The organism is Streptomyces sp. NPDC000404, from assembly GCF_040300365.1.
GTDB classification, from domain to species: Bacteria; Actinomycetota; Actinomycetes; order Streptomycetales; family Streptomycetaceae; genus Streptomyces; species Streptomyces ramulosus.
In genome coordinates this window covers 1-26928 of the sequence record NZ_JBEPDN010000006.1, presented here as the reverse complement: position 1 = coordinate 26928, position 26928 = coordinate 1, and the positions used below count along the sequence as shown (strand labels likewise).

29 protein-coding genes are annotated in these 26928 nt (G+C 69.6%); 5 read left to right on the top strand and 24 right to left on the bottom strand.

The window, feature by feature from the left end; all coding sequences use genetic code 11:
- Window positions 1-6: 6 nt before the first annotated feature.
- The 10 genes from ABT345_RS12430 to ABT345_RS12385 all read right to left on the bottom strand — a co-directional run bounded on the left by ABT345_RS12430 (window position 7) and on the right by ABT345_RS12385 (window position 9732).
- The gene (locus ABT345_RS12430; RefSeq protein WP_345078453.1) at window positions 7-906 is read right to left on the bottom strand and encodes a bile acid:sodium symporter family protein; all 900 of its coding nucleotides are present in this window, start codon (window positions 904-906) and stop codon (window positions 7-9) included.
- Window positions 907-921: 15 nt separating this feature from the next.
- The gene (locus tag ABT345_RS12425) at window positions 922-2256 is read right to left on the bottom strand and encodes a Dyp-type peroxidase (RefSeq protein ID WP_345078456.1); all 1335 of its coding nucleotides are present in this window, start codon (window positions 2254-2256) and stop codon (window positions 922-924) included.
- A 29-nt stretch (window positions 2257-2285) separates the two neighbouring features.
- Entirely contained in the window at window positions 2286-3299 is a 1014-nt protein-coding gene (locus ABT345_RS12420; protein WP_345078459.1) for a hypothetical protein, read from the bottom strand.
- 46 nt (window positions 3300-3345) lie between these two features.
- Window positions 3346-3879 carry a hypothetical protein gene (locus tag ABT345_RS12415; RefSeq protein ID WP_345078462.1) on the bottom strand — a complete coding sequence of 178 codons (534 nt, stop codon included), beginning with the start codon at window positions 3877-3879 and terminating at the stop codon, window positions 3346-3348.
- Between the two features lie 105 nt (window positions 3880-3984).
- Complete coding sequence (locus ABT345_RS12410; RefSeq protein ID WP_345078465.1) at window positions 3985-5169, bottom strand: lipid-transfer protein; 1185 nt, start codon at window positions 5167-5169, stop codon at window positions 3985-3987.
- Window positions 5166-5570 (bottom strand): MaoC family dehydratase, encoded by a 405-nt coding sequence (locus tag ABT345_RS12405; RefSeq protein WP_345078582.1) that lies wholly within the window; start codon window positions 5568-5570, stop codon window positions 5166-5168. Before ABT345_RS12405 ends, ABT345_RS12410 begins: the two co-directional genes overlap by 4 nt.
- 86 nt (window positions 5571-5656) lie before the next feature.
- The gene (locus ABT345_RS12400) at window positions 5657-6778 is read right to left on the bottom strand and encodes an acyl-CoA dehydrogenase family protein (RefSeq protein WP_345078468.1); all 1122 of its coding nucleotides are present in this window, start codon (window positions 6776-6778) and stop codon (window positions 5657-5659) included.
- A 1-nt stretch (window position 6779) separates the two neighbouring features.
- Window positions 6780-7919, bottom strand: coding sequence for a bifunctional MaoC family dehydratase N-terminal/OB-fold nucleic acid binding domain-containing protein (locus ABT345_RS12395; RefSeq protein ID WP_345078470.1), 1140 nt, complete (start codon window positions 7917-7919; stop codon window positions 6780-6782).
- The gene (locus ABT345_RS12390) at window positions 7916-9073 is read right to left on the bottom strand and encodes an acyl-CoA dehydrogenase family protein (protein ID WP_345078472.1); all 1158 of its coding nucleotides are present in this window, start codon (window positions 9071-9073) and stop codon (window positions 7916-7918) included. Before ABT345_RS12390 ends, ABT345_RS12395 begins: the two co-directional genes overlap by 4 nt.
- A 128-nt stretch (window positions 9074-9201) precedes the next feature.
- The gene (locus ABT345_RS12385) at window positions 9202-9732 is read right to left on the bottom strand and encodes a GNAT family N-acetyltransferase (RefSeq protein ID WP_345078474.1); all 531 of its coding nucleotides are present in this window, start codon (window positions 9730-9732) and stop codon (window positions 9202-9204) included.
- A gap of 423 nt (window positions 9733-10155) precedes the next feature.
- Here ABT345_RS12385 and ABT345_RS12380 point away from each other — a divergent pair, with 423 nt between their 5' ends.
- Window positions 10156-10479 (top strand): hypothetical protein, encoded by a 324-nt coding sequence (locus ABT345_RS12380; RefSeq protein WP_345078476.1) that lies wholly within the window; start codon window positions 10156-10158, stop codon window positions 10477-10479.
- Between the two features lie 84 nt (window positions 10480-10563).
- Window positions 10564-10824, top strand: coding sequence for a hypothetical protein (locus tag ABT345_RS12375; protein WP_345078479.1), 261 nt, complete (start codon window positions 10564-10566; stop codon window positions 10822-10824).
- Between the two features lie 80 nt (window positions 10825-10904).
- On the opposite strand, the gene ABT345_RS12370 is transcribed toward ABT345_RS12375, so the two are convergent.
- Genes ABT345_RS12370 through ABT345_RS12360 form a run of 3 tightly spaced genes read right to left on the bottom strand, consistent with a single transcriptional unit; the run spans window position 10905 to window position 14021 of the window.
- Entirely contained in the window at window positions 10905-12473 is a 1569-nt protein-coding gene (locus ABT345_RS12370; RefSeq protein WP_345078482.1) for an MFS transporter, read from the bottom strand.
- Window positions 12470-13231 (bottom strand): tRNA-dependent cyclodipeptide synthase, encoded by a 762-nt coding sequence (locus tag ABT345_RS12365; RefSeq protein ID WP_345078484.1) that lies wholly within the window; start codon window positions 13229-13231, stop codon window positions 12470-12472. The genes ABT345_RS12370 and ABT345_RS12365 overlap by 4 nt, the downstream gene beginning before the upstream one ends.
- Window positions 13232-13238: 7 nt before the next feature.
- Window positions 13239-14021 carry a 2OG-Fe(II)-dependent halogenase WelO5 family protein gene (locus ABT345_RS12360; RefSeq protein ID WP_345078486.1) on the bottom strand — a complete coding sequence of 261 codons (783 nt, stop codon included), beginning with the start codon at window positions 14019-14021 and terminating at the stop codon, window positions 13239-13241.
- A 473-nt stretch (window positions 14022-14494) separates the two neighbouring features.
- Between ABT345_RS12360 and ABT345_RS12355 the strand changes: the two genes are divergently transcribed.
- Window positions 14495-14926, top strand: coding sequence for a helix-turn-helix domain-containing protein (locus ABT345_RS12355; RefSeq protein WP_345078488.1), 432 nt, complete (start codon window positions 14495-14497; stop codon window positions 14924-14926).
- Window positions 14927-15052: 126 nt separating this feature from the next.
- Here the strand turns inward: ABT345_RS12355 and ABT345_RS12350 are convergent, their stop codons facing one another.
- From ABT345_RS12350 to ABT345_RS12325, 6 genes are all read right to left on the bottom strand, one after another.
- Entirely contained in the window at window positions 15053-15655 is a 603-nt protein-coding gene (locus tag ABT345_RS12350) for a ClpP family protease (protein WP_345078490.1), read from the bottom strand.
- 1 nt (window position 15656) lies between these two features.
- Window positions 15657-16295, bottom strand: coding sequence for a ClpP family protease (locus tag ABT345_RS12345; RefSeq protein WP_345078492.1), 639 nt, complete (start codon window positions 16293-16295; stop codon window positions 15657-15659).
- 191 nt (window positions 16296-16486) lie between these two features.
- On the bottom strand, window positions 16487-18805 hold the full coding sequence (locus ABT345_RS12340) for an ATP-binding cassette domain-containing protein (protein WP_345078495.1): 2319 nt from the start codon (window positions 18803-18805) through the stop codon (window positions 16487-16489).
- A gap of 196 nt (window positions 18806-19001) precedes the next feature.
- Window positions 19002-19415, bottom strand: coding sequence for a VOC family protein (locus ABT345_RS12335; protein ID WP_030288615.1), 414 nt, complete (start codon window positions 19413-19415; stop codon window positions 19002-19004).
- Between the two features lie 175 nt (window positions 19416-19590).
- Complete coding sequence (locus ABT345_RS12330) at window positions 19591-20001, bottom strand: helix-turn-helix domain-containing protein (protein WP_345078500.1); 411 nt, start codon at window positions 19999-20001, stop codon at window positions 19591-19593.
- A gap of 64 nt (window positions 20002-20065) precedes the next feature.
- Window positions 20066-20587, bottom strand: a complete 522-nt coding sequence (locus ABT345_RS12325) for a hypothetical protein (RefSeq protein WP_345078503.1) — start codon at window positions 20585-20587, stop codon at window positions 20066-20068.
- 293 nt (window positions 20588-20880) lie between these two features.
- Here ABT345_RS12325 and ABT345_RS12320 point away from each other — a divergent pair, with 293 nt between their 5' ends.
- A complete protein-coding gene (locus ABT345_RS12320) occupies window positions 20881-21804 on the top strand; it encodes a phenylalanine 4-monooxygenase (RefSeq protein WP_345078506.1) in 924 nt (307 codons plus the stop codon).
- Window positions 21805-21870: 66 nt separating this feature from the next.
- Here the strand turns inward: ABT345_RS12320 and ABT345_RS12315 are convergent, their stop codons facing one another.
- From ABT345_RS12315 to ABT345_RS12295, 5 genes are all read right to left on the bottom strand, one after another.
- On the bottom strand, window positions 21871-23010 hold the full coding sequence (locus tag ABT345_RS12315) for a hypothetical protein (RefSeq protein WP_345078509.1): 1140 nt from the start codon (window positions 23008-23010) through the stop codon (window positions 21871-21873).
- A 128-nt stretch (window positions 23011-23138) separates the two neighbouring features.
- On the bottom strand, window positions 23139-24362 hold the full coding sequence (locus ABT345_RS12310) for a putative T7SS-secreted protein (protein ID WP_345078512.1): 1224 nt from the start codon (window positions 24360-24362) through the stop codon (window positions 23139-23141).
- Window positions 24363-24428: 66 nt separating this feature from the next.
- On the bottom strand, window positions 24429-24719 hold the full coding sequence (locus ABT345_RS12305; protein ID WP_345078515.1) for a WXG100 family type VII secretion target: 291 nt from the start codon (window positions 24717-24719) through the stop codon (window positions 24429-24431).
- Window positions 24720-25043: 324 nt separating this feature from the next.
- Window positions 25044-25679 carry a hypothetical protein gene (locus ABT345_RS12300; RefSeq protein ID WP_345078518.1) on the bottom strand — a complete coding sequence of 212 codons (636 nt, stop codon included), beginning with the start codon at window positions 25677-25679 and terminating at the stop codon, window positions 25044-25046.
- A 763-nt stretch (window positions 25680-26442) separates the two neighbouring features.
- Window positions 26443-26697 carry a cytochrome P450 gene (locus tag ABT345_RS12295; RefSeq protein WP_345078521.1) on the bottom strand — a complete coding sequence of 85 codons (255 nt, stop codon included), beginning with the start codon at window positions 26695-26697 and terminating at the stop codon, window positions 26443-26445.
- Window positions 26698-26812: 115 nt separating this feature from the next.
- Here ABT345_RS12295 and ABT345_RS12290 point away from each other — a divergent pair.
- Window positions 26813-26928, top strand: a 116-nt coding sequence (locus ABT345_RS12290; RefSeq protein WP_351322227.1) for an alpha/beta hydrolase, incomplete at its 3' end; no start/stop codon positions are given.

Below are 26928 nucleotides of genomic sequence, written 5' to 3'. Positions count from 1 at the left end.
CGCGCTCTACCGGACCGTCCGCACGGGCGCCCGTCCCCTGTGCCGTGGGGCACTCCGCCGTCTGTTGAGCAGCGCGGCGAGGGGCAGGGCCGCTGCCAGGCCGCTGAGCAGGATGGCGGCGAGGGCCCCGAGGACGGCGGGCTGGTCGTGGAAGGCGATGCCGATCGCGGCCAGGGCCGGACCGGCGTTGCGTACCGCCGCGACGCCGCCCATCGTGGTCCGTCGCGTATCCGGGCCCGTGGCCAGCAGCGTTCCCACGGCGAAGGCGGCGGCGGAGAGCAGGAACCCGGCGAGCAGCGCCAGCGAGCCGAGGAGCGCGACGACGTCCCGCCAGTTACCGAGCAGCATGCCCGCCAGCACGATCAGGAACGTGATGTTGGAGACCGCCGCGGCCGGCGGGTGCCACGCTCGTGCGACGGCCTCGGCCCAGCGGCGGACCAGCAGGCCGACGGCGAACGGCAGAAGTTGCAGCAGCGCCACGGTCCCGATCAGGGTCCCGACGTCGAGGGAGACACCGGTGCCCACGCCGGCGGCGGTGAGGAGGCCGCCGGCGGTGGGGGCGAAGGTGATGCTGCCGACGGAGGCGAGCAGGACCTGCATCGCCGCGCCGCCGACGACATCACCGCGCTGCACCATGGCGAGTTTCGCCCCGAAGGGGCCACCGGGCGACGACGCGATCAGGATGAGCGCGATGAAGGCGGCCGCCGGGAGGCCGAACAGCGCGCCGATACCCCAGCCGAGCAGCGGGACGACGACCATGTTGGCCACCAGCGCCAGCAGCAGGAGCGGGGCGTCGGTGAGGACCGCGCGCAGCGCCGAGGCCGTGGCCCCCAGGCCGGCGGCGAACATGGTGGCCGCGATGAAGATGACGGTGACGGCGTTGAGCAGCAGGTGCAGGGGCTCCATCGGGCTTCCCCGTCGTCAGTCGTGCGGGTCACCGAGCCACCGCAGCGCGGTCAGGCTCGGCAGGAAGCAGTACTCGCCGCCCCGGGTGACGACGAACCGCGGCAGCGGGGCAAGGCGCCGGCGCAGCGGCCGCCGGGGGACGGTGAAGCCGGCGGAGCCGTCGTGGGCCCCGGTGACCGGGTCCTTGGCGTCGTCGGCGCCGAAGAAGACGCCGTCGTTCAGCCACTGCGTCTGGACGAACTCGAACTGCCGCCCCAGGTGTGAGCCGACGAAGGCGAACATCAGGCCCCGGTCGGCTCCGTCGTCCGCCAGCAGCCCCTCGGGCAGCGGCGGCCCGTAGACGGCGCCGCGCCGGATCATGCGGTGCAGCCGGACCTCTCCCGCCACCGCGGCGTCGCGGGGATTCGCCCGGCGGATGTGGCTGCCGCCGGGCGTGGTGAATCCCGCGGGGTCGTCGTTCCGGTACAGGAAGGTGTTACGGCGCTCCGGGTCGGCGCCGAGATCGGGGTCGTCGGTCTGCGGGGCCAGCGCCAGGGGGGCGCCGCTGCGCCAGCGCCCCATGATCTTCGCGGCGATCAGTTCCTCGTCCCCGGGCCCGGTGGAGTTCTCCTTCAGATACCGGCGGAACGCGGCGACGTCCTGATGAAGTTTGCGGAAGACCGCATAGCTGCCGTTGCGTCCCAGGACGTCCGGCTGCGGGCGCTGGATTCCGCCCAGCTCGTCGCGGTGGCCGAGGACGAACTCGCCCGCTTTCAGCGGCGCCTCCAGACGGTTGGAGCCCGGGATGCCGCTGCCTTCGACGGCCGGATGACTGACCCCGTCCAGGTAGCCGAAGTGCTCGGTCCCGGTGGGCAGCGCGTAGCAGTCCTGCCGCCAGGTCGCCGTCACGCCGGTGAGCCGGTCGTAGGCGGGGCGGGCGCGGTCGACGGCCGCCTCCAGGAGTTCGGGGCCGGGCGCCACCGCGGTGAGCACCACATGGACGTCGGGGCCGCCCAGCGGCCGTTCCCAGTGCTCCGGGCCGCTGTCCCCCACATCGCCCAGGGTTCTTGCCCGCGCCGCCATGCCCTGCCGGAACTCCCAGGAGAACGTGGCCAGCGCGGCGCGCGGCACCCCCAGCGCCGCCAGGCCGCGGCAGGTGAGCGCGACGCTCACCCAGGTGTCGCCCAGGGGGCCGGCCGCGTCCGCCGCGGAACTCACCGCCTCACTCGCGCGCCGCATCAGTTCCCGCCCGTGCTCCGGGTCGTCGATGCGGAAGGCGAGATAGGTCGCCGCGTACGGCGTCGGCCGGGGGCTGAGCACCCCGCGCTGGATGTCGTCCAGTTCCAGCGTCTCGTCCGGGTGCGCGCTCACGGTGACCTCCTCGCGGTCGCCTACGTCGTCTACGGGGAGACGAGGTTGCGCCAGAAGTTCCGCAGGCTCTCGTCTCCGCCGAACAAGGAGCTGAAGATCGTCGAATCAGCCAGCAGCAGGTCGCCGGCGCGCTCCCCGCCGGGCGGCAGCCACAGGAACATGGCGAACTCGGTGTTGCCGGCCTCGGTGAACGGATGCGGCCGCGACATGTCGATCGGCTGCCTGGCCAGCACACGGACGGTGTCCGGCGCGTCGGTCGTCACGTCGTAGTGCGGCAGGTGGAGGTGGAAGTTGAAGTGCGTCACGCCGTCCAGCCAGCCCTTCGGATCCAGGTCGCGGACCGTGGACAGCGGGGCGATCCCCTTGCCCTCGCGCACGGCCGGGCGCAGGCCGTACCGGTTGATGACAGGGACCTCAAGGCCCCGCATCAGGCCCCTGACGTAGGTGGCGAACCGCTGCCGGCGGGGGACCAGGGGATCGCCGTGGTGGCGGTACTCCATCTCCCGGATCTTCAGGTCGTCCGATGCGCCGACGTCGTGGTGCGGGCCCAGGACGAGGCAGGCGTCCTCGCGGCGGAGGAACGCCCGCAGGGCCTCGGTCTCGCCGGGCGCGGCCTCCTGGCCGGTGACGGCGTGGTCCAGCCCGAACACGAACAGCACGTCCGTGTCGTCGAGCACGCGCTCGTCGAGCGGGGTGAAGAACCCGGCCTGGTCGGTGCGTTGATACACCGGGACGGGGTGCCCCGTGACCTCCTCGACGAACTCCTGGAACGGCACCCAGGCCCGGAAGAACAGCTCCAGCGATCCGGCGATGCCCTGCTGGAAGCGATAGGGGTCGGACCACTCCGGGTCCTCGTAGGCCGGCCACGCCACCCGCCTGACCTCGGTCATCGTGGAGAAGCGGTCGTCCAGCTCGGCTGGGTCGCGGCCGGCCTCGGCCGGATAGCTCCACGAGACGTAGATGCTCACCCGCGGCCCGCCGGGGGTGTACTTCCGCGGAATGTGCCGCTGGTTGTACGTGCGTGCGGTGCCGGCCTCGCTCATTTCGATCGTCTCACTGCGTCTGATCGGCTCACTGCGTCTGTTCGTCTCACTGCATCTGGTCGAGCATCTCCGACAGGGCGTTCTTGATCCGCAGTGCCTTCTTGATCTCGTCCGCCGTCACATACGGGTACTCCCCGTACTCGATGAAGCTCGGGCAGTGGTGTTCGCGTACGAAGCGCACGAACGCCTCGGGGTTGGTCCGCCAGTCCTCGGGAAACCCTTCGAGGTTCTCGAAGGTGGTGCTCACACCCGATTTGCTGAACAGGGCGACGGCGTCCTCGGTGTACTTGTCGAAGTCGGTGTCGAAGATCCCCTGATACATGAAGCGGGTGTCGTCGTCGAAGAGGACCCAGCGCAGGTAGTGCAGCTTCAACGGCGCGAGAAGGTACGGATCCCGCTCCAGCGCCTTGGCCAGGGTGTGGCCGTGCTCCCGTATCGCCTCGGCCCTGCCCGGTTTGACGTCCGCGATGATGGTGAACCCGTAGCAGGCCGGAGTCCGCGGAAAGACGGGGCCGTATTTCCCCTGTTCCAGCTGGTCGGTCTCCTTGGGGATGACGACCGCCTGCGGCTTGATCTCCATGTCCGCTCCTTCACCGTCCAGCGACCGGAGCCCACCATCCAGCGTGGCACCGGGTGGCCGTGGGCGCCCACCGAGCGGGAGGAGGGCGCCGCCGCGTCCGCCCTTCTACGCCCCGTCCCGCCCCAGGACCAACCCCGACGTAGGCACCCCCGTACCCGCCGTGACCAGCACATGTGCCACGTCCGGCACCTGATTGACCGCGCTGCCGCGGACCTGCCGTACCGCCTCCGCGATGCCGTTCATGCCGTGCAGGTACGCCTCGCCGAGCTGGCCGCCGTGGGTGTTGAGCGGCAGGGCGGCGTCCGCGACGAAGGCGGGGGCCTCGCCGGGGGCGCAGAAGCCGAATTCCTCCAGCTGCATCAGGACGAACGGGGTGAAGTGGTCGTAGAGGATCGCGACGTCGATGTCGGCGGGGGCGAGGCCGGAGGTGCGCCACAACTGGCGGGCCACGACACCCATTTCGGGGAGGCCGGCGAGGTCGGACGGGTAGAAGTCGTCGCGGTAGTAGCTGGTCATCTGCTCCTGGGCGCGGCCGGCGCCCTGGGCCGCGGCCGTGATCAGCGCGGGCGGGCGCCGCAGGTCACGGGCGCGTTCGGCGGTGGTGACGACGAGCGCCTGCCCGCCGTCGGTCTCCTGGCAGCAGTCGAGCAGGCGCAGCGGTTCGACGATGGGGCGGGAGGCGGCGTGGTCGGCGAGGGTGATCGGGCGGCCGTGGAAGTACGCCGCCGGGTTGGCCGCCGCGTACCGGCGGCCGGTGACGGCTACGTGGCCGAACGCCTCGGGGGTCAGCCCGTAGGTGTGGAGGTAGCGCTGGGCGGCCATGGCGACCCACGAGGCGGGGGTGAGGAGGCCGGGCGGGAGGTTCCAGCCGAGGGCGGTGCCTTCGGCGGACGGTTCGCGGTGCTGGACGCCGGAGCCGAAGCGGCGGCCGGAGCGTTCGTTGAAGGCGCGGTAGCAGACGACGACCTCGGCGACGCCGGTGGCGACGGCGAGCGCCGCCTGCTGGACGGTGGCGCAGGCGGCGCCGCCCCCGTAGTGGACGCGGGAGAAGAAGGAGAGTTCGCCGATGCCGGTGGCCTGGGCGACGGCGATCTCGGGGCTGGTGTCCATGGTGAAGGTGACCAGCCCGTCGACGTCGGACGGGGCGAGCCCGGCGTCGTCGAGTGCGGCACGTACCGCCTCGGCGGCGAGGGTCAGCTCGCTGCGGCCGGAGTCCTTGGAGAACTCGGTGGCCCCGATGCCGACGACGGCGGCCCGGCCGCCCAGGGTGTCCGCGCGGCGCACGCTCATGGGGCGGCGCTCCCTCCGGTGACGGGCACCGTGAGGGTCACGGTGCCGGTGACGTGGTGCCCGAGGCGGTTGGCGCCGGCCACCCGGACCCGGACGACGGCGCCGTCCACCTCGGTCACCGTGCCCGTCAACTCCATCGTGTCGCCCGGGTAGTTGGGGGCGCCGAGACGGATGGCGACCTTGCGCAGGACGGTGCCGGGGCCGAAGTGGTCGGTGAGGTAGCGGCCGACGAGGCCGTTGGTGGTGAGGATGTTCATGAAGATGTCCGGCGAGCCCTTCGCACGGGCGGCCTCGGCGTCGTGGTGCACGTCCTGGTAGTCGCGGGAGGCGATCGCGCCGGAGACGATCAGGGTGCGGGTGATCGGGATACGGAGGGGCGGGAGGGTGTCACCGGGGGCGATGCCGGACGGTTCGCCGTGGGTGTTGCCGGGTGCGTTGCCGGGTGCGTCACCCTGTACGTCGCCGTACGCCTCACCACGTGCGTCGCTCATGCGGTCGCCTCCTCGTCGTCGACGATCAACTGGCCCAACTCTTCGAGGAGTTGACCGCCCGCCCCGAGGTCGGCCGCGAGGTGGCGGCCCCACAGGAAGTGCCGGTGGACGGGGTGGCTGACGTCGGCGCCGAGGCCGCCGTGCAGATGCTGGACGGCGTGCACCACGCGGGTACCGGCCTCGGCGGCCCACCACGCGGCGGTCAGCGCGTGCGGTGCGGCGCCGCGCCCGGTGTCCCGCCGCCAGGCCGCCTCGTACGCGGTGACCCGGATCGCCTCGGTGTCCAGGTGCGCGTCGGCGGCGCGCAGCAGCACGGCCTGGTGGGCGTCGAGCGGCTTGCCGAACTGGTGCCGCTCGGCGGTGTGCGCCACGGCCCGCGCGAGGGCGCCCGCGCAAACGCCCGCCTGGAGCCCGGCGCCCGCGATCCGGGCCGAGGCCAGCACCTCGGCGTACGGGCCGGGGCCGACCGGGCCCGGGGCGGCGCCGAGCCGTTCGGCGGGCGCGTCGGCGAGGTCGAGGCGGCCCGCGGACCAGGGCGCGGTGGTCGCGACCGGAGTGACGGCGACGCCCGGCGCATCGGTCCGCAGCAGCCACAGCTCCCGGTCCGCGTCGGGCACCAGCACCAGATCGGCGCAGGTCAGCCAGGGGACGACGGGCACGGTACCGGTCAGGCGGGCGGCGGGGCCACGCGCCTCGGCGGCCCGTGCGGCGGCCGGACCCGTCGTCGCGCCCCCGGCCGCCTCCGCCCGTACGGCGGGCGGCTCGCCGGTCCCGAACGCGCCGGTGGCGACCGTCTCGCCGTCGGTCAGCTCCGGCAGCAGCCGCTCCCGCTGCTCCGGCGCACCGTGCGCGGCCACCGCGAGGACGCCGTAGACGCAGGTCGCGGCGAGCGGGACCTGTGCGGTGGCCCGTCCGGCCTCCTCCAGCAGCAGGACCAGCCCGAGCAGCCCGGTCTCGGTGACGGAGCCCGGCAGGCCGGCCCGGCACAGCGTCGTCCACAGCGCGGTGTCGGCGGCCGTGCCCAGGGCCGTCAGCCGCTCGGGCGTGGACCGGTCGGCGAAGATCTCCGCGGCCAGCCCGGCCGCCTCCCGCTGCTCCCGCGTCGGCGTGAAGTCCACCTCAGCCCTCCTCCCCGGACACCTGCGCGGCCCCCGGATCCGCGCGGAACACCGGTAGCTCCCACGCCCCCTTCGCGTCCTTGACCTGCAAAAACTCCAGCCGTACCGGCATCCCGACGCGCACCGCGTCAAACCGGACGCCGGTCACGCCGGCGACCAGCCGCACCCCCTCGTCCAGCGCGATCAGCGCGACCGCGTACGGCGGCTCGAAGGCGGGGAACGGCGGGTGGTGCATGACCACGTACGAGTGGACGGTGCCGGTACCCGCCGCCTCGACGGTGTCCCACTCCGGCGACCCGCACCGCGCGCACCCCGGCAACCAGGGCAGCCGCAGCCGCCCGCACCCCCCGCACCGCTGGATCAGCAGCCGGTGCTCGGCCACCCCTGCCCAGAATCCGGCGTTGTCGCGGTTGATCACGGGACGGGGGCGAGCGGGTGCGGGCGCGCCGGGCGCGGCCCCGGGGCTTCCCTTACGGGTCGCGGGCGCGGGCTCGGGACTTCCCTTACGGGTCGCGGGCGCCGTCCCCTGAGCGGCCTCCAGGTCTCCCCCACGGGCCCCGGACCCGGGCTCGGCCGCACCCTTACGGGCCCGGCCCCCAGCCGGATCCGGCTCCGAACCCCCCGCCCCTGGCGCGTACTTCAGGATCCGGAACCGATGCGTCCCCGCCGGCTCGCCGTCCGCCCGGACATCCATCCGCGTCGTGACGAAATACCCGCTCCCCAGCTTCGTCGTCTTCCGCGGCGAGACCGATTCGATGACCGCGTCGAAGGTGATCTCGTCGCCGGGCCGCAGCGGACGCAGATACTCCTGCTCGCAGTCGGTGGCGACCACGGCGGTGCACCCGGCGCCGTCCAGCAGGGCGAACAGCTCGTCGTACGCGGCCGAGCGGCCCTCGTGGCCGGAGAGCCCGCCCATCGTCCATGCCTGGAGCATCGTCGGCGGGGCGACGGCGTCCGGCCCCCGGTATCCGGGGTGAGTGTCGCCCATCGCCTCGCACCAGTGGCGGATCATCGCCGCGTTGACCGGGTCCTTGCCGCGGCCGCCGGTCGCCGCGGGCCGCCCCTCGAACGCCTTGAGCCGCACGTACAGCGCGTCGTCCTCGCCGGTCACCGCGGGGCCCGCCGCGTCCCGTCCGCTCACCGCCGCCCCCTCCGCATCCCCAGCCGCATGGTCGCGACCAGCTCCCGCTGGATCTCGCTCACCCCGCCGCCGAACGTGTTGATCTGCGCCGCCCGGTTCATCCGCTCCAGCACGCCGTCCCCGAACGCGCCCGGCGAACCGGCCCGGATCAGCGCCGCACCGCCCACCGCCTCCTGGCACAGCCGGTACACCTCGACCGCGCTCTCCGTCCCGGCGAACTTCACCCCGGCGGCGTCGCCCGGCGCCAGCGTCCCGGCGCCGACGTCGCCGACCAGCCGCCAGTTCAGCAGCCGGGTCGCGGACAGCCGGGCGTACGCCTCGGCCAGCCAGGAGCGCACCCACGGGCGGTCGGCGGGCCGCCGCCCGGTCGCCGGATCGGGTGTGCGGGCGTGGGCGAGGGCCGCCGCGTAGACGTCCTCCGCCTGCATCCCGATGGCGGCGAGCGCGACCCGTTCGTGGTTGAGCTGATGGGTGATCAGCCGCCAGCCGGCGTGCTCGGCGCCGACGAGGTTGTCCGCCGGGACCCGCACGCCGTCGTAGTACGTCGCGGTGGTCGTCAGCCCGCCGACCGTCTCGATCGGCGTCCAGGAGAAACCGGGCGCGTCCGTCGGTACGAGGAGCAGGGAGATGCCGCGGTGTTTGGGCGCGTCGGGGTCGGTGCGGCAGGCCAGCCAGATCCAGTCCGCCTGATGGGCGTTGCTGGTGAAGATCTTGGATCCGTCGATCACCCAGTCGCCGCCGTCGCGCACCGCGCGGGTGCGCAGCGACGCCAGGTCGGTGCCCGCCTCCGGTTCGGTGTAGCCGATCGCGAAGACGATCTCGCCACTGAGGATGCGCGGCAGGAAGTACGCCTGCTGCCGCTCGGTGCCGTACGCCATCAGGGTCGGGCCGACGGTGTTGAGCGTGACCATCGAGACGGGTGCGCCCGCCCGGTACGCCTCGTCGAAGAAGACGAACTGCTCGTCGGGGCCGCGGCCCTGGCCGCCGTACTCCCGGGGCCAGCCCAGGCCCAGCATGCCGTCGGCCCCGATGCGGCGCAGCACCGCGCGCTGCGCGGCGGTCCCGTCGGGCGGTCCGTCCGGCATCAACTCCCGGAAATAAGCGCGGAGTTCGGTACGTAGCTCCTGCTGGCGTGCGGTGGGCGCGAGGTGCACGTCGACGGCCTCCCCTTCGGGGCGCGGACGGCGCGGGGCAGGGGCGCCCGCACCTCCAGGGTTTCTGACTGTCCGTCAGAAACCCTGGAGGTGTCAAGAGCGGGACGACGGGCCGCCCCGGGCCCGCCTCATGCCCTCTGCGACGGCTCCCCGGCCTCGATCACCAGCTCCGGCCGGTCCCACAACACCGCCGGCGGCCGCGCCCGGACCACGCCGACCGACCGGGCGCCGACGCTGCGGTAGAACCCCTCGGCGGGCGGATGGGAGACCACCCGCACCCGGTCGGCGCCGGCCCGGCGGGCCTCCTCGCGCAGATGGGCGACGAGCCGCCGCCCGATGCCCAGCCCCTGCGCCTCGTCGGCGACGAACAGCAGATCCAGCTCCGGCGGATCGAGCACCAGCGCATAGAACCCGAGCACCTGCCCGCCGCCCCCGTCCGCCGCCCGCCCGGATTCCGCCGGCGCCGCCTCCGCGACGAAGACCCGGTGCGTCTCGATGTAGTCGGGCCCGACCCGGTAGCCGTCGACCATCGAGGCGTACGGGCCCTCGTACGCGCGCGACGTCCGGACCAGGCGGGTCAGGCGCCGGGCGTCGCGAGGCACCGCCCGCCGCACGGTCACCGCGCCGAACCGCCGTCCGCCCCGCTTTCCACCGCTCATCGAGCCCGCACCCCCACGCTCACTTTCGGCCGCACGACGTTTTCGGGCCCGCTCCGGACCCCGCCGCCGGTACTTTTCGCAGAACCGATTCGGCCGTTCCACCGTACCGCCCCGATCAGCACCGGAACCGATCCGTCCGGAGCAAACCCCCACCCGTACCGACTTTCCGTCGAGCCGCCGTACGGCGCATTCTCCCCGAACGCGTACGAAGAATTACGGTGCCGCTGGACACCCGGACGAATTCCCCGGCCGCTATTCCACGAAAAGCACCCTTTACGGCCCCGCGCCGCAGTACCGCGGGAATCTCCGCAAGGGCCGGCGGACCGCCATATCGGCACTCTCGGCCAAAGGATTCCCGGCCCGTTCCGCACCCGGCACGCCGGTAGTTTCCTGGTCGCCACGAACCGCATCAGGGGGGTTTTCATGACCACCGGTATCAGGGGCTGCGACAACCAGTCGAACTCCCAGGTCTCCTTCGTCAACAAGGAGCACCCCGGGGACAGCAGGTCCGTGGGGCCCAGGACGTACGACGGCGGGGTGTACGCCTGGATCTCGCAGCACAAGGACAACCCGCTCAACGTCCAGACGGGACGCGGGAACTGCATCGTGTGGGACGAGGACTGGAAGGTCAAAGGCCAGTGGAACGACGGTAGCGGGGAGTTCGTCCTCGCCGAGGTCCACAGCAGTCCGCAGGACTACGGCATGACCGTCAGCATGACCGGCGACATCAGCCTTTCCGCGAAGTGACCCACCGGGTGCCGGCGGCCGGTCCCCGCACCGCGCCGCCGGCGCCCCGACCGCCGCGCACCACACCGGAAAGGAAGTGCCACCGTGTCCATGTCGGACTGGACGATCAGTAACTCCAGGGAGAACAACACCGGAAACTGGGTGTACTACGTGTGCACCGTTTTCGCGCAATTCGCCAACATTCATTTCAGCCGGCACGTCGATGTTCCCGGCCAGGATCACATGGCGACAAACGACAATCAGTATTACTACTACGGCGTCACCGGCACCTTCAACACCCCGAACATGCCGGCCTCCGTCCGCCAGACCCTCGTCGACGCGTGGAACAACTACTTCACGGTCTGACCGCCCGCCTGTGCCGATGCCGCTGCCCACCGGACATTCCGGGGGCAGCGGCATCTTCACGCCGGTACGGTCCCCCGGCCTCAGACCACCGCGCCGTCCGCCGCGTCCGCGCCGCCCCGCCGCCGCTCGGCGAGCGAGATCCAGCCGAGGGCCAGCAGCGCCGCCACCGAGGTAGCGGCCACCAGCCACATCGCCGCCTGGGTGCCGTGCGCGAACATCCGCCGGAAGAGGTCGGCGGCCTCCGCGGACCCGAGCGAGGTGTGCTCGCTCAGCAGCGCCGTCGCCCGCTCCGGGTCGGCGGCGGCGTCCCGCGTCCAGGCACCGCCCTTCTCCGCGAGCGCCGACGTCAGATACGCGTCCGCCTGCACCCGGTAGAGGACGATGCCGACGGCCAGACCGATCGCGCCGCCGAGGTTGTGGAACGTCCAGGACGAGCCCATCGCCAGGCCCGCCTGCCGCTCCGGCACCGACGACAGCGCCGAGACGGTGGCCGGGCCCAGCACACAGGCCCAGGCCAGGCCCATCGCCACCAGCCCCGCCACGATCACGGCGAGCGGCGCGTCGGCGGTGAGCCGGGTGAACAGCAGCGCCGAGACGGTGAACAGCGCGAAGCCGGTCAGCAGCAGCCGGCGCGGCCCGAAACGGTCGGTGAGCCGCCCCACGAACGGCGACAGCGCCGCCATCACCGCGGTGCACGGCAGCAGCATCGCGCCGGTCGCGTACCCGCCGTATCCGCGGACCTCGGCCAGATACAGCGGCAGCAGGAACAGCACCGTCGCGTAGAAACAGGCCAGCGCGAAGTCCGCGACGATGGCGGCGAGGAACGCGCGGCGGCGGAAGAGCCCGAAGCTGACGATCGGGTCCGCCGCCCGCCGCTCGACCACGCCGAACGCCACGAGCGCGAGGACCGCGAAGGCCAGCAGCCCCAGCGTCCGCCCGCTCGACCAGCCCCACGTCCCGCCGAGCGTGAACGCCAGCACCACGGCGGGGATCCCGAGGCTGAGCAGGACGAGTCCGGGCCAGTCCACGCCGGTGGCCGACTCCTCGTTGCGGGACTCGCGGACGCTGAACGAGCAGAGCGCCAGCGCCAGCACGACCAGCGGGACGTTCAGCCAGAACACCCAGTGCCAGCCCGCGGCGGAGACCACGACGCCGCCGAGCAGCGGGCCGATCGCCAGCCCGACGCCGTTGACGCCGTAGAGCGCGCCGATCGCCCGGCCGCGCTGCTCCGGCGGGAAGGCGTGCTGCACGATCGCGCCGGTGGAGGTGTAGAGGATCGCGCCGGCGGCGCCCTGGAGGAAGCGGAAGGCGATCAGCCAGCCGGTGGTCTCCGCGAACCCGGCGCCCAGGGAGGCGAGTCCGAAGACGACGGTGCCGGTGTAGAGGACGCGGCGGCGCCCGTAGGAGTCGGCGAGGCGGCCCATCGTCACCATGAACATCGACAGCGCGACGAGGAACATGTTGACGATGAGCTGGAGGTCGGTGACGGACGCCCCGAGATCCGCCTGGATCTGCGGGGCGGCCGTGTTGACGATGGTGAGGTCGATACAGCCGAGGAAGCTGATCAGGCTCACACCCACGAACGCCCACCACCGGCGGTCCGGAGCGGACGGCGCGGTGGCGGGGGCGGCGGTGGTCGATGACGTCACGGTGCGGTTTCCTCTGGTCCAAAGGACGGTGCGGGCGGAACGGTCCGCCGGACCTGCTGGGGGATGGTCGCCGCCCGCTTCTTGTACCGGAGCGACAGCCAGCCGCCCTTTCCGGGAAATTCCCCGGTGACGAAACGGGCCTGGGTTTCGGCCATGGCGGCGGTCATGGGCTGCGGATAGATGACGTAGTCGTATCCCTGGTGTGCCCACATCGGCATGATGATCGGGCACTCCTCTATGAGATAGGCGAGGCAGCCGCGGAAGGCTTCTTCGGTGTCGACGTCCGGGTCACGGGCGGTGAAACGCTCGATGAATTTCCCGATCGTGGCGTCCACCGCCTGCCGGTATTCCGGCTCGTTCGCGTACGCCTCCTCGATACGGCGCCTGAATCCCGCGTAATCCGGGTCCTTGAGCGCCTCGTCCCAGCGCAACACATTCGTGGGCACGGCGAGTTGGCCGAGGATCTTCTCGTTGCGCTCCAGCCACTCGTCGCCGGCGCGCAGCGCGCGGGCATACGCCTCCTGCGGGGCGACGCCGTGGAAATTGGAGCGCTGAAGGGTGTCGGCGACGGCGATGGTCACCTCGCCGAACGCGCTGCGGTTGACGAGTTCCACGGTGGCGCGGAGTTTGTCGCCCTCGTGGTAGCGCTGGCCGACGCTCACCAGCAGCACGGCCCGGGTCCCGGCGAGGGTGAGTTTCTTCGCCGCCTCCCCGAAATTCGCCTTCGTCCGGCCGTCGACAACGTAGGTGGTGGTCATGGCCGGCTCAGCTCCACAGGGTGAGCGGTCGGTCGGCGCCGTGATAGCCGAGGAAATGGCCGAGGGTGACGCGGGGCTCGTCGCCGGAGGGGCGCACCGCATGGATCCGGCGTGGGTTGAGCAGCAGCAGATCGCCGGGCTCGGGCCGGATGACCTGCTGCGGAGGGCCGAGCCGGTCGCGCTCCAGACCCCAGACGCGCTCGCCCTTCAGCTCGTTGTAGGCGTCCTCGCCGGGCTCGGTGCCCCACAGTTCGAGTTCGCCGCCGGTCTGCGGGATGTTCAGATAGATATTGGCGGAGAGTTGCGCGACGAGATCGTGGGCGGCGCTTTCGGGGAGATTGCGCTCCAGGGCGTCGGTGTGCGGATTGAGGTCCACGCCCTTGTCCTGGAAACGGCAGATGCCGATGAACGCCTTACGGCCCGCCACCGTCAGCAGCTGCGCCCCGGCGTCCCAGACCTCCTCGACGAGCGCGCGGAAGGTGTCGCTCGGTAAGGCGTACGGCGCGAACAGGTCCCGCATCCGCTGGATGTTGTCCCGCGCCTCACGGTGATATCGGTCCCGGGATTCCTCGTCACTGATCTCGGAGTACGCGAATCCGATCCGCTGGAAGGCGGTGTCCTGACTCAGCCCGCCCTTGTCCGGATGGTGCAGCACCTCCTCGCGTACGGCTTTCACCACCTCGTCGGGGATGAAGTGCGGTACGTGCACGGCGAGGGCGTCCCCCTCGGCGAGCGCCAGAATGTCCTCGTGCACGAGTTCACGTGCGCGGGTGCGTCTTATGACGGTCATCGTGTCCTTCCGGGTTCGCGGGAAAGGCGGCCTGGGAGCCGCCGCCCGGGAATCGCTTCTCGGCCATCGCACACGGTCCGGCAAACCCGGTCAACCGACGTCGCGGTCGTGTAATGCAGCGTTAAAACGCCGATGACAAATGGCTCTTGGGCGCCCCGCGGAACGCTTCGAAAAGCGGACGGAATGCGGCAGATATGGCCGATGGGCCGTCAAAATCTGTGCAGAAAAAGACCCCTGACCGGGAATAGCCAGGTCAGGGGCGGTGGCGCGAATACGGCGGGGCGCAAGGCGGGGTCCGGGGCCAAAATCGCACCCCTTCGCCGGCCGCGAGTGAGCGGTCCCGGGGCGCGCTCCCCCGGGCCGTGCTCCCCCGGGCCGTCCCCGCGAACCCCGCCCGCCGGCCACCGCGCCGCTTCACCCAGGGCAGAACTCCGCTCCCTTCCCCCGGCGCCCGGGATCCCTAGGCTGAAGGGGTGAGCACTCATGCGCGGAACGAAGCCCACGTCATCCCCCTGCGCCCGCAGACCTCGCCGCCCGCCGCCGGCGAGGCGCCCGCCGGCCCGCGGCGCCCGGCGGCGACCCCACCGGCCCCGGCGCCGCGGGAGCCCCTGTGGCGGGATCTGGTCGGCCATGCGCTGCGGCGCGAACGGCTGGCCCAGCAGCGCACGTTGAAGGAGGTCGCGGAGGCGGCCCGGATCTCGATGCCCTACCTGTCGGAGCTGGAACGCGGCCGCAAGGAGGCCTCGTCCGAGGTGCTCGCGGCCGCCGCCCGGGCCCTCGGACTCGACCTCGCCGACCTGCTCTCGCTCACCCGCGACGAGCTGACCCGGCACGTCCGCAGCCGGACGGGCCGGGGCCGCCCCTCGTCCACGGCGCGGCACGAGGTCCTCGACCTCGCCGCCTGACGGAGAAGTCCTCTACCTCGCCGCCTGACGGACCGGCGGCCGGCCCGGCGGGGCGCGCGCCACCGACGGGCCGGCCGGCCCCCCGCACCGGCCGGTCCGTCGGCCTTCGGCCCCGTCCGTGCGGGCTCAGGCGAACGCCGGCCGGTTGCTCAGCACCTCGTCGGCGAGCCCGTAGGCGACGGCCTCCTCGGCGGTGAGCACCTTGTCCCGGTCCATGTCCGCGCGGAGCGTCGCCACGTCGTGGTGCGTGTGCCGGGACAGCACCTCCTCCGCCTGCGCGCGGATACGGGCCATCTCCTTCGCCGCGAGGCTGAGATCGGAGACCGTGCCCTGCTGCCCGCCGCTGGCCGGCTGGCCGAGCAGCACCCGCGCGTGCCGGAGCACGAACCGCCGCCCGGGATCGCCCCCGGCCAGCAGCACCGCGGCCGTCGACGCCGCCTGGCCGACGCAGCACGTGGAGATCGGCGCCCGGACGTACGTCATCGTGTCGTAGATCGCCATCAGCGAGGTGAACGAGCCGCCGGGCGAGTTGATGTACAGCGAGATCTCGCTCTCCGGGCTCGCCGACTCCAGGTGCAGGAGCTGCGCGATGACCACATTGGCGACGCCGTCGTCGATCTCGGTGCCGAGGAAGACGATCCGCTCGTTCAGCAGCCGGCTGAAGACGTCGTAGGACCGCTCGCCCTGCGTGGTCCGCTCGACGACGTAGGGAACCGTGTACGACCCCATGTCACAACCCCATCCGTCGGCGCGACGTGATCGGGCGGATGTCGGCGAGCGACTCCACCACCCGGTCCACCATCCCGTACTCCCTGGCCTGCTCGGCGGTGAACCAGCGGTCCCGGTCGCCGTCCCGGAGGATGGTCTCCTCGCTCTGCCCGGTGTGCTCGGCGGTGATCCGCGCGATGGTGTCCTTGGTGAACTGGAGGTTCTCCGCCTGGATCGCGATGTCCGCGGCGGTGCCGCCGATGCCCGCCGAGGGCTGGTGCATCATGATCCGCGCGTTCGGCAGCGCGAACCGCTTGCCGGGCGCCCCCACGCTGAGCAGGAACTGCCCCATGCTGGCCGCGAACCCCATCGCCAGCGTCGAGACGTCGTTCGGGACGAGGCTCATGGTGTCGTGGATCGCGAGCCCCGCGGAGACCGAGCCGCCCGGGCTGTTGATGTACAGGCAGATGTCGGTGTGCGGGTCGTCCGCCGACAGCAGCAGGAGCTGGGCGCACACCCGGTTGGCCGACACGTCGTCGACCTGGGTGCCGAGAAGGACGATCCGCTGGGCGAGCAGCTGGGTCGCGAGATGGTCGTCGAAGTGGCTGGGCGGGGTGTCGCCGTCCTCCGCGCGGGGCGGAAGGGTGGTGGGTGGAGTCATCTGGTCTCCTCTGGTCGCCTCGTCGAGGCAGGAACGCCGTCCACTCCACTCTTGGCCCCGCACCGCCCGCCGATGCGGTTTCTCTGCCCGCGGCAGATTCGCCACGGGCAGAGAAACCGGCTCCTCCCCTCCTGACCTGCGACGTCGCGGACGCCGACGCCACCTCGCGGCCCCGCGCCGACGCCCGTCCGTCACTGACCCACGTACGCCGCCAGATGCTCGCCGGTCACCGTGGAGCGCGCGGCGGCGAGCGCCGCGGGCGTCCCCTCGAAGACGACCCGGCCGCCGTCGTGACCGGCGCCGGGCCCCAGATCGACGATCCAGTCCGCATGCGCCATGACCGCCTGGTGGTGCTCGATGACGATCACCGACTTGCCGGAGTCGACCAACCGGTCGAGCAGAGCGAGGAGTTGCTCGACATCCGCCAGATGCAGCCCGGTCGTCGGCTCGTCCAGGACGTAGACGCCGCCCTTGTCGGCCATGTGCGTGGCCAGCTTCAGGCGCTGGCGTTCGCCGCCGGAGAGCGTGGTGAGCGGCTGACCGAGGGTGAGATAGCCGAGACCGACGTCGGCCAGCCGCTCAAGGATCTTGTGGGCGGCCGGTGTCCGCGCCTCTCCCGCGGCGAAGAACTCCAGCGCCTCGGCGACCGGCATCGCCAGCACCTCGGCGATGTCCCGCCCGCCGAGCCGGTACTCCAGGACCGCGGCGTCGAAGCGCCGGCCCTCGCAGTCCTCGCAGGTGCTGGCGACCCCGGCCATCATCGCCAGATCGGTGTAGATCACCCCGGCGCCGTTGCACGTCGGGCAGGCGCCCTCGGAGTTGGCGCTGAACAGCGCCGGCTTGACCCCGTTGGCCTTGGCGAACGCCTTACGGATCGGGTCGAGCAGCCCCGTGTACGTCGCCGGATTGCTCCGCCGCGACCCGCGGATCGGGCTCTGGTCGACGGAGACGACGCCCCGCTCCTCCGGGATCGACCCGTGCACCAGCGAACTCTTGCCGGAACCCGCGACGCCGGTGATCACCGTGAGCACCCCGAGCGGAAGGTCGACGTCCACGTCCTGGAGGTTGTTGGCGCCCGCCCCGCGGATCTCCAGCGCGCCGTCCGGCTCCCGCACCGCCGCCTTGATCCGCGTGCGGTCGCCGAGATGGCGCCCGGTGACGGTGTCGCTGCCGCGCAGCCCGTCGACGTCCCCCTCGAAGCAGACCGTGCCGCCGCCCGTACCCGCACCGGGCCCCAGGTCGACGACGTGGTCGGCGATCTCGATGACCTCCGGCTTGTGCTCGACGACCAGCACGGTGTTGCCCTTGTCGCGCAGCCGCAGCAGCAGCTCGTTCATCCGCCGGATGTCGTGCGGGTGCAGCCCCGCGGTCGGCTCGTCGAAGACATAGGTGACATCGGTGAGCGACGACCCGAGGTGGCGGATCATCTTGACGCGCTGCGCCTCACCGCCCGACAGCGTGCCCGCGGGCCGGTCCAGGGAGAGGTACCCGAGCCCGATCTCCACGAAGGAGTCGAGGCTCTGCCCGAGCGCGGTGAGCAGCGGTTTCACGGAGGGCTGCTGGAGGGTGCGGACCCACTCCGCCAGATCCCGGATCTCCATCCGGCAGGCGTCCGCGATCGACAGCTCGCCGATCCTCGCCTCCCGGGCGTGCGCGGCGAGCCGCGTCCCGTCGCACTCGGGGCACGGTGTGAAGGTGACCGCCCGCTCCACGAACGCCCTCACATGCGACTGCATCGCCTCCTTGTCCTTGGCGAGCATCGACTTCCGGATGCGCGGGATCAGCCCCTCGTAGGTCATGTTGATCCCGGCGATCTTCATCCGCACCGGCTCGTGGTGCAGCAGATCGTGGAGTTCCTGCCGGGTGAACTTCTTGATCGGCTTGTCCGGGTCGAAGAAACCGGACTCCGCGTAGAGGCGCGAATTCCAGCCGCCGCCGGTGTAACCGGGGATGGTGAACGCACCCTCGTTGATCGACTTTGTGTCGTCGTAGAGCTGCGCCGGATCGAGGTCGGAGACCGTGCCGCGCCCCTCGCACCCCGGGCACATCCCGCCCACCTTGTTGAAGGTGACCTTCTCCTTCTTGCCGTTGCCCACGGTGATCGCGCCCGCCGCCGACACCGACGGCACATTGAACGCGAACGCCCCGGGCGGCCCGACGTACGGCGTGCCCAGCCGGCTGAAGAGGATCCGCAGCATGGCGTTGGCATCGGTGACGGTGCCGACCGTGGACCGCGGATCGGCGCCCATCCGCTGCTGATCGACGCTGATCACGGTGGTCAGCCCGTCCAGCACATCGACCTCGGGCCGCGCCGGACTCGGCATGAAGCCCTGCAGGAACGCGCTGTACGTCTCGTTGATCAGCCGCTGCGACTCCGCCGCGATCGTGTCGAAGACCAGCGAGCTCTTGCCCGACCCGGACACCCCGGTGAACACCGTGAGCCGCCGCTTGGGGATCTCGATGTCGACGCCCCGGAGATTGTTCACGCGCGCCCCGTGCACCCGGATCATCTCGTGACTGTCCGCAAGGTGCAGCACCTGCGCTGCACCGGCAGGAATGCCCGACCTCGAACCCGTACCCGTACCCGTACCCGTACCGGAATCCGTACTCCTGCTCATATCCCGCTCTCCCACGTCCCCACCCACACCGCTCCTCCGTCCTTCCGCGCATCTCCCTGCACAGCGCTGCACATCACCTCGCCCCTCGCTACGACCGCGCCTGGGTGAAGCGCAGCATGTTCCCCGCCGGGTCCCGGAAGGCGCAGTCCCGGACCCCGTACGGCTGATCGACCGGCTCCTGGAGCACCTCGCCGCCCGCGGCGCGGATCCGCTCGAAGGTGGCGTCGCAGTCGTCGGTCGCGAAGATGACGCCGCGCAGCAGCCCCTTGGCCAGCAGCTCCGCCATGGCCTGCCGGTCGGCGGGCGAGGCGTTCGGATCGGCGAGCGGCGGTTCGAGGACGATGTTCACCCCCGGCTGCGAAGGCGACCCGACCGTCACCCACCGCATCCCCTCGAACCCGACGTCGTTCCGCACCTCCAGCCCCAGAACGTCCCGGTAGAACGCGAGCGCCCGATCGTGATCGTCGACGGCGATGAAGCACTGCGAAAGCGTGATGTCCATGCGCCCGACGCTACGGTCCACCGGCCCGATCCGCTTCTCCATTCGTGACGGGTTCCCTGCCTCGCAGGCCGACCGGCTCATGGACCCGCAGGTCCAGGACTCACGGGCCCCCGCGGGCCGACCGGCTCATGGATCCGCAGGTCCGCACGGCTCACGCCCCGGCTCCCGCCCCGGCTCACGCCCCCGCGGCCTCCCGCCTCCGCACCGGCCGCGTGAATATCTTCGCCATGCACGGCGGCACCGCGGACCCCGCCTCATGGCTCCGGGCTCGGTACGCGCTCGGGCTCTCCCCCACCAGCTCCGTGAAGCGCGAGCTGAACGACCCGAGCGACGTGCACCCGACTGCGAAACAGACCTCCGTCACCGACATGTCCCCCCGCCGCAGCAACGCCTTCGCCCGCTCGATCCGCCGCGTCATGACGTACGCGTACGGCGTCTCCCCGAAGGCCGCCCGGAAACTCCGCGAGAAATGCCCCGCGGACCTCAACGCCCTGCGCGCGAGCGCCGGCACGTCCAGCGGCTCGGCATACTCCCGGTCCACCAGATCCCGCACCCGCCGCAGCCGCACGAGCTCGTCCAACGTCATGCACCCAGAGTGACACGGGGCACTGACAATCGACCGGGCGCACGACAACGGCCCAGGTCAAGGCTCACTCAGGGAACGGCGGCACGACCGGCAGCTGCTCGCTGTGGAGCCAGGTAAAGGTGCGGTCAGGTTCAAGACGGGCGTCACCCCAGTGGATGGCGTGGATGCCGTCCTCCGCATTCGCCGTGAAGAACAGGCACACCAGCTTGGCGGTGGCGCCCAACGCCTCAAAGGTCTCGTGCAGTTCCTCGTACCTCTCGGTCCTCAGGTCGTCGCCAAGAGGGAACAGCCCGTCGTCCGGCTGTGGTCCGTGCCCCAGGAGCAGGCGGCGGCGCGCCGGGGAGGCACCGGTACCCAGCCGGGCACGGGCGAGCGGCCGAGGCTGGTCGGCGTACTTGAAGGGGAAGAGCGCGCACTCATGGACCACGGCGTACTCGTATCCCCGTACATCACGCACGGCCTCGCCCAGCTCCCGGGACGCATCCGCGAGATTTTCACGCACGGCCTCGGCCAGGGTTACCCCGTAGGGGCTGCGCTTCTTCAGCCGTGCCGCGCAGTGCGCCGCATGAGCCGTCACATGGGCCATGGCCAACTTCTCCGGAATCGCAGCGGTGAGCCGAGCCGCATACCGTCCGAACCTCTCCACCGCCCACTCCGACGGCGTCCCCTGGCCGCCACCCACCCCAGACATGCGGAGCCCCCTCCCCTGTCGCCCGCCTCCGACCTGTGTGCCAGGCACACCGCCCACCGGCAAGGGAGCGATCCGGCCACCGCTGGACCGGGTCGCGGCCCCGGGGCCGGCACGTCCAGCTCTCGGCTCTCCCCGGCACACCCCACCGAGTCCTTTGCCCGGCCCCACCGGCCGGGCAGGATGCCCCTGTGATCGACTGGCTGAACCAGACCCCGCTGGATCCCGACGGCTCGCGTCTCGGGCGGGCCGAGGAGCATCCCTCGTTCGCCGATCGCGCCTACGTCACCCGCCGGAACGCGATCGTGGCCGCGGCCAAGGGCCACCGCGTCGGCGCCCCCTCGCCCCCGGTCTCCTACGACAACGCCGAACACGCGGCCTGGCGCACCGTGCACGCCGCCCTCACCGAGGCACAGCAGGGACGCGTGTGCCAGGCGGTGCTACGCGCCCGCGAAACGGCCCCGATCCCCGCCGACCGCATCCCGCACCACGAAGAGGTCTCCGACCGCCTGGAACCGCTGACCGGATTCCGCTTCACGCTCGCCGGCGGCATCGTCCCGAACAAGCGGTTCCTGGGCTCCATGGCGGACGGCTACTTCCACGCCGTCCAGTACGTCCGCCACCCCGCGATGCCGCTCTACACCCCGGAACCCGACATCCTCCACGACGTCTTCGGCCACGGCATCCACCTCTCCGACCCCTGGTTCGCCGACCTCTACCGCACCGTCGGCCGCGCCGCCGCCCGCGTACGGTCGGCCGACGCCCTGGACCTGATCAGCCGCGTCTACTGGTTCACCCTCGAATACGGCCTCGCCCGGGAGAACGGCCGCCCCAAGGCCTACGGCGCCGCCCTCCTCTCCTCCTACGGCGAACTGTCCCACTTCCCCCGAACCGACATCCGCCCCTTCCACCTCCCCGACCTCGTCCGCCTCCCGTACCAGGTGGCCGGCTACCAACAGGTCCTCTTCGCCGTCGACTCCCTGCCCCAACTGGCAGAGGCCCTGCACGATTTCCTCGACGACTTCGACGAGGACACCGCCGAACGCCACGGCCTGCCACGACTCGCCGAACGGGGGTTCATGGGCCGGCCGGGATCGACCGCTTCCAGGGGATGAATTCCGTCAGAAGGAACCAGCAGGGCCACCAAGCCACAGATGAAGTGACCTTGAACGGCACTCAACTCACCCGAAAGCAGAGTCCGTTGGGGCGGAATGAAGGGAACGACTGCAGGGGGAAGTAACCTCCGCCTCAATCCGACCAGTGCCCATATCAACGGAAATCCTGAAAGAGTGCCCCACACGTTTTCCAGAGGCATCAACTTCCCACGCACGCATGGTTTCCTCAGCCTCTCCTGCCTCCGCCTCCCAGCCATTGACGGAGAACTTCTCGACTACCCGTGAAATCGCACCAGAAAGCTCTACGACAGGCACGAAGTCAATGCTCCAGAGGTGCTTAGCGGAACACGGTGTGCGCAGGCCCTTTGCCCAACAGTCCGTACAGGTAGTCGTGGCCACCGGGCTCGCACCGCCCACACGCCCTCGCACGGCCGCGGCATCAAGCAGTCTGCTGGAGTGCCAATAGAGAGCCTTCTGAACAGCCTCATCCGGTTCAGCGGAAGCCGATACCGGAGAGCTCCGCATGGCGCGGTAGTCCGCGATCTCCTGACCTGTTCCCCAGTCGACCGTATTCAGGATTTCGCGAAAGAGTTCAGCGTGAAGCCCCCAATGTTCACCCGCTTGCGAGGTGATTTCAAATATCAGCATCTCGCTGGTGTCAGGCAGCGGGATATAGGCCTGCATCTGCGACTGGGTGACTGGAATTTCACGACCGGACGCCGACCACTCCGCGCTGATGACGAATGAGGAAATTCCTGACCGAAGGAGAGCAGGTCCGCAGTTCAACTCCACGGAGTCCCACTCATCATCCGGATACTTTCGTTCGAGAGTCTCGCGCGTCGCCTGCAGAACCGCAGCTTCGTTCTCGCCATCGTGCTCCACCTGGCTGACAACAATGGTCGACAGGCCCGGATCCCCCTCGAATTCAAGCGGACAGAGGCCGGCATATATCACATTGGCCTCCACCATCAGCTCCAATTGCGCCGAGAGACCGAGCGCGAAACGGTACTGCAGTTCCGGCGGATGGTTCGGCATCAGTCCCGTGACCAACTCATACAATTGTGTGGCGGCTGCTTCATCATCCGTTGCGTCCACAGGGAGTTCACGGACGAATGGCGGCATTATCCAGCCGATATGAAGCTTGCTTGCCTTTTGCTGCTGAGGCGTCGCCGCCGCACTCATGCTGTCACCCGGACCATTGGGCATATCGTCATCCTTCCACTGTGCATACGGCAAGGGTGCGCGGCACAGTACATTCGCCCAGCAACACTCCTCTGGTTCGCGCAACCGTAGCCAAGCTCATCGTGCCTACTGCCTCTGCAATGCGCAGGCCTCTACTCTTCATCCCCACCGGAGAACTGCTTCGCGGCGCCGTGAACAAATGAACCAGCCTTGATAGGCAACTGAATTCCCGCCTCCACGGCGCTAGGCACTTCTCCGCCCGGGAACTTCCCTTTCAGAAGCAGATTTATGCCCTTCTGACTGAGGGGAGACCGCACCCCCTCGTAGACCTTTTCGCCGAGCTTATACCCCCTGCCCAGCCCTTGGGCCCCTGCCGCAATTTTCCCCAAACTACCAAGCTCGGCTATGTTCGCGGCGCGTGTGGCAATTTTCGCGCCGCCAATGGCCGACTTTGCGATGCCACCCACTCCGGGGATTACCCCGAGCGCGTCGAGTCCGATCTTCCAGCCCGATGTTCCGTTTCCGCGGGCATTACCGATCCAGTGACCGGCCATGGCTCCGGCGGCACAGACAGCGGACGCGCCTGCAAGCACACCGCCTGCCACTGTCCCCACCACCGGGACGAATTCACAGGCGAGCGCAGCTGCAGCCAAGCCCGAAGAGATGGTCGACAGGAGATCGGCGTGGTCGACAAGCCAGTCCGTGAATGCCCGGAATCCGGACTTCAGGCCATCGATGGCTTTATTCCACCAGTGAAGATCCGGCGGGTGGTTCTCCGAGGCTTTGAGGATCGCGCGTTCGGCCTCGCCGGCGCGGTCTTTCCATTGAGCATAGATTCGCTCGGCCTCGCGTATGAGATCTTCCAGTTTTTCCTTCGAACTGTCGGCCGCGTCCTTAGCCTCCCCCAGATTCGTAAGGAGACGCTTATAGCCTGGATCATTGGCATCTATCGACGCCAGATTGAGTGAATTATACTGATCGGCCAGGCCGTTGTAGCGGTCTTCATGTGACTTCATCTCCTTTCGCGCTGAAGCCGCCTCCGACTCGATTTTCCCAGCCTTTTCCTGGAATCCTTGTAGGTGCGTGTGCCAGCCTCGCAGAGCCTTCGCGCAGTCGTGCATGGACTCGGTGCCCTGGCGGAGAAACTTAGGTAGCTCTCCGAGTTTCTTCGCGAAGTTCTGAGCGGCTTCGCCTTCCCACGCACCATTATTCTTACCGATCGACTTGAGCATATGGTCCAGCTCGTCCAGCTCGTCTCCCACGGACTTCACGTCCGAAGCGAGCGCCTGGATCTGCCCTAGGTCTCCCTTGGCCGGATTGAATCCGACGCCAGGCCATGCCGAGTCATCCTCGATAAAAATACTGCGCCAGGACATGCGTCTCCCCCTTGGTTGATCTAAATAGCTACCGCCGACCGATCCCTCATCGGGCTATAACTGCGGTTACTTCTTTCCCATCATCTTGGCATTCGCTTCTTCGCCCGCCTTATAGGCGTCCAGCGTCACCTTGAGCTTTTCGTGAATTTCTTTCGAGGCTTTCGATATCCGCTTGATACCGTCGCCCCACTGATCCTGAAACTCATCACAGGCATCGTCGAGACCATCGGTTCCCAGTGTCTTCGGTCCCACTTTTTCAAGGCGACGCTGCGCGTCCTGCATACGATCGCCTGCTTCTGAGAGCTTGGTGAGCATATCCTGAATACGCTCAACATCGACCTTGAATTCTGTTGCCATAACGCAGGTTTCCCCCATTCCTCAACTGCTGCACGACAGCAAACCCGCCCCCGCTAAAACGGGAACTAATTCCGCACCGAAGGGCTTGATACGCCGACCACCGCAACGAGAACAGTTCGACGCATCTCGCCACCTTAACGCAGGCCCTTCGGCCACCCAGAGTTGGGATTTGGCCGAAAGTTCTGACGCCACAGAGTGGGTGGATCGAGAGGAATCTGGGGCCCATTACCATCAAAGAATGAAGATATCGCCAAATGTTTAAATGTGGTGATATCCCCCAGATGTCTACGCGAAATCCGGACTGCTGGCGCCGGCGCCACTCTTCTACTCGCCGTACAACACGGCCTGGGCATAGACGAGGTTCACATCCAGCACCCCGGCAGCTGCACGATACCGACCATTCTGAAAATCGATTCCAACTTTCCCTTTTCCGCTGCCGCTCCTAACACGCCATCGGGCCCGGTGAGGCTTACTCCACAGGGAACCACTCGGATGCAGGTCCCCGTTGAGCAGGAAGATCAATGCCAGTATTCCCCAGAAAGGCGAGGCCACCCAATATGCGAGCCAGCCTCGGATATTCCCCTTGCGGGCGACCGCACTGCACTGCTTGTCTCCGTCCTCCACACGCCACTCCTGGCGAACTCCCAGCGGAGAACGTCCGTGGATGATCCGGCCGATGAAGCGCCCAGATCCGTCACGTACCGCGTACACGGTCTGAGATGGAGCGGAATCAGCTTGAGGGATAACGGTGCACAGAGTCTGGTTCGGCTCTGCCGCCGTGAGAGCAAAAGCCGGCTCTTCGTCGCTCCCCCCGCCATAGCGATGAACACGGGCCAGGGGAGATTCAGCAGCAAATCTCCCCATTCCCGTTTGAAGGGCCCCCCACGGCTCACAGCCCTGCAAGGCCACGAACTGCTGCGCAGACTCATCCTGCGAAAAGCAGAACTTCATATCGGCCATGGCAAATATTCCCCCTGTCTAGACTTGTTCAACTTTGCGAACTTTTCAGCCTTACGTAAACAGATGGCCGACTCATGCCCTCGGTAGTAGGGGTGGGCAACAGTCGACGGCCAACCAGTCTGTCAGAGTACGGCGATCGGTAGTCAGGTCGCCGTGGAACACGGTGCGAAATCGCCCTGGACACGCGGCCGGCCTTCCGACTCTGCTAAGAGTTCTGCACTCATACCGTTCAGGACCGGGAACCAGAAACTCGTCCACACAGGCTGAACACTGAACGATCCAGGAAGCAGAGTGAAAAGAAATACAGAAAGGAGCGGGCCCAGGTTACCCGAAGCCCTTTCCCGTCTTTCGTATTCACTGAACCGTCAGGCGGAGCGATGTGAATCACGGTGAGGGATCACGGCACTTCTCAAGGGAAGGCGGCCTCGTATACGCGCCTGACTGCAGATCCGCCAGAAACCCAAGCCGTGCCCGCCGCCGAGAACTGGAACCCATGACCCAACTGTGCGAACCGACCTCGGCGCTGGAGCGGCCCCCGACGCGCACAACAAAAGGTCCCCTCCTCGCACGAGGAGGGGACCTTCTTCAGAGCGCCCGGCAGGCCTTGCACCTACATTTCCCACCGGTTGGTGGGCGTCTTTCCTTGGACCACAGACGCACGCTCCACCCGCCGTTCCCGGGGGCGAAGTTGCAAGATGATCATATCCGATCCACGGCCCCGCGCGCACCACCCGGCACCCACCGGCGCCCCACCCCGCGCACATCATCCGGTGAACGGGCCGCCGGCGCGAGGTACCGCACAGAGCCGCAGGCCGGACGGGGTGAGGGCCCGATCCGTGGTGACCTGGTGGCCGGCGTCGGGGCCGGGCGGCTCATGGAAGCGGTAGCGGCAGGCGGTCTCCACGGTGACGAGGGTCATCTCGGCCATCGCCGGCGCGGCCCCCTCGCAGCTGCGCGGTCCGTCACCGAAGGGGAGGAAGACCCTGTCGGCGGTGACCTCGACAGACGCTCCGCACATCACCTCACCCACGAAAATCTCGCGGGGGCGCTGCACGCCGTGGAGAACCCCCTGACGTCCCTGGCCGACGACGCCGAGCGCACCCGCAAGATGGTCCGGACAGATCAAGGGGCGGGTGGTCCTCGTCGGCCACTCCTACGGTGGCGCGGTGATCAGCGAGATGGGGGACCTCCCGAACGTCACCGGGCTGGTCTACATCGCCGCCTTCGCCCCGGACGCCGGCGAGAGCCC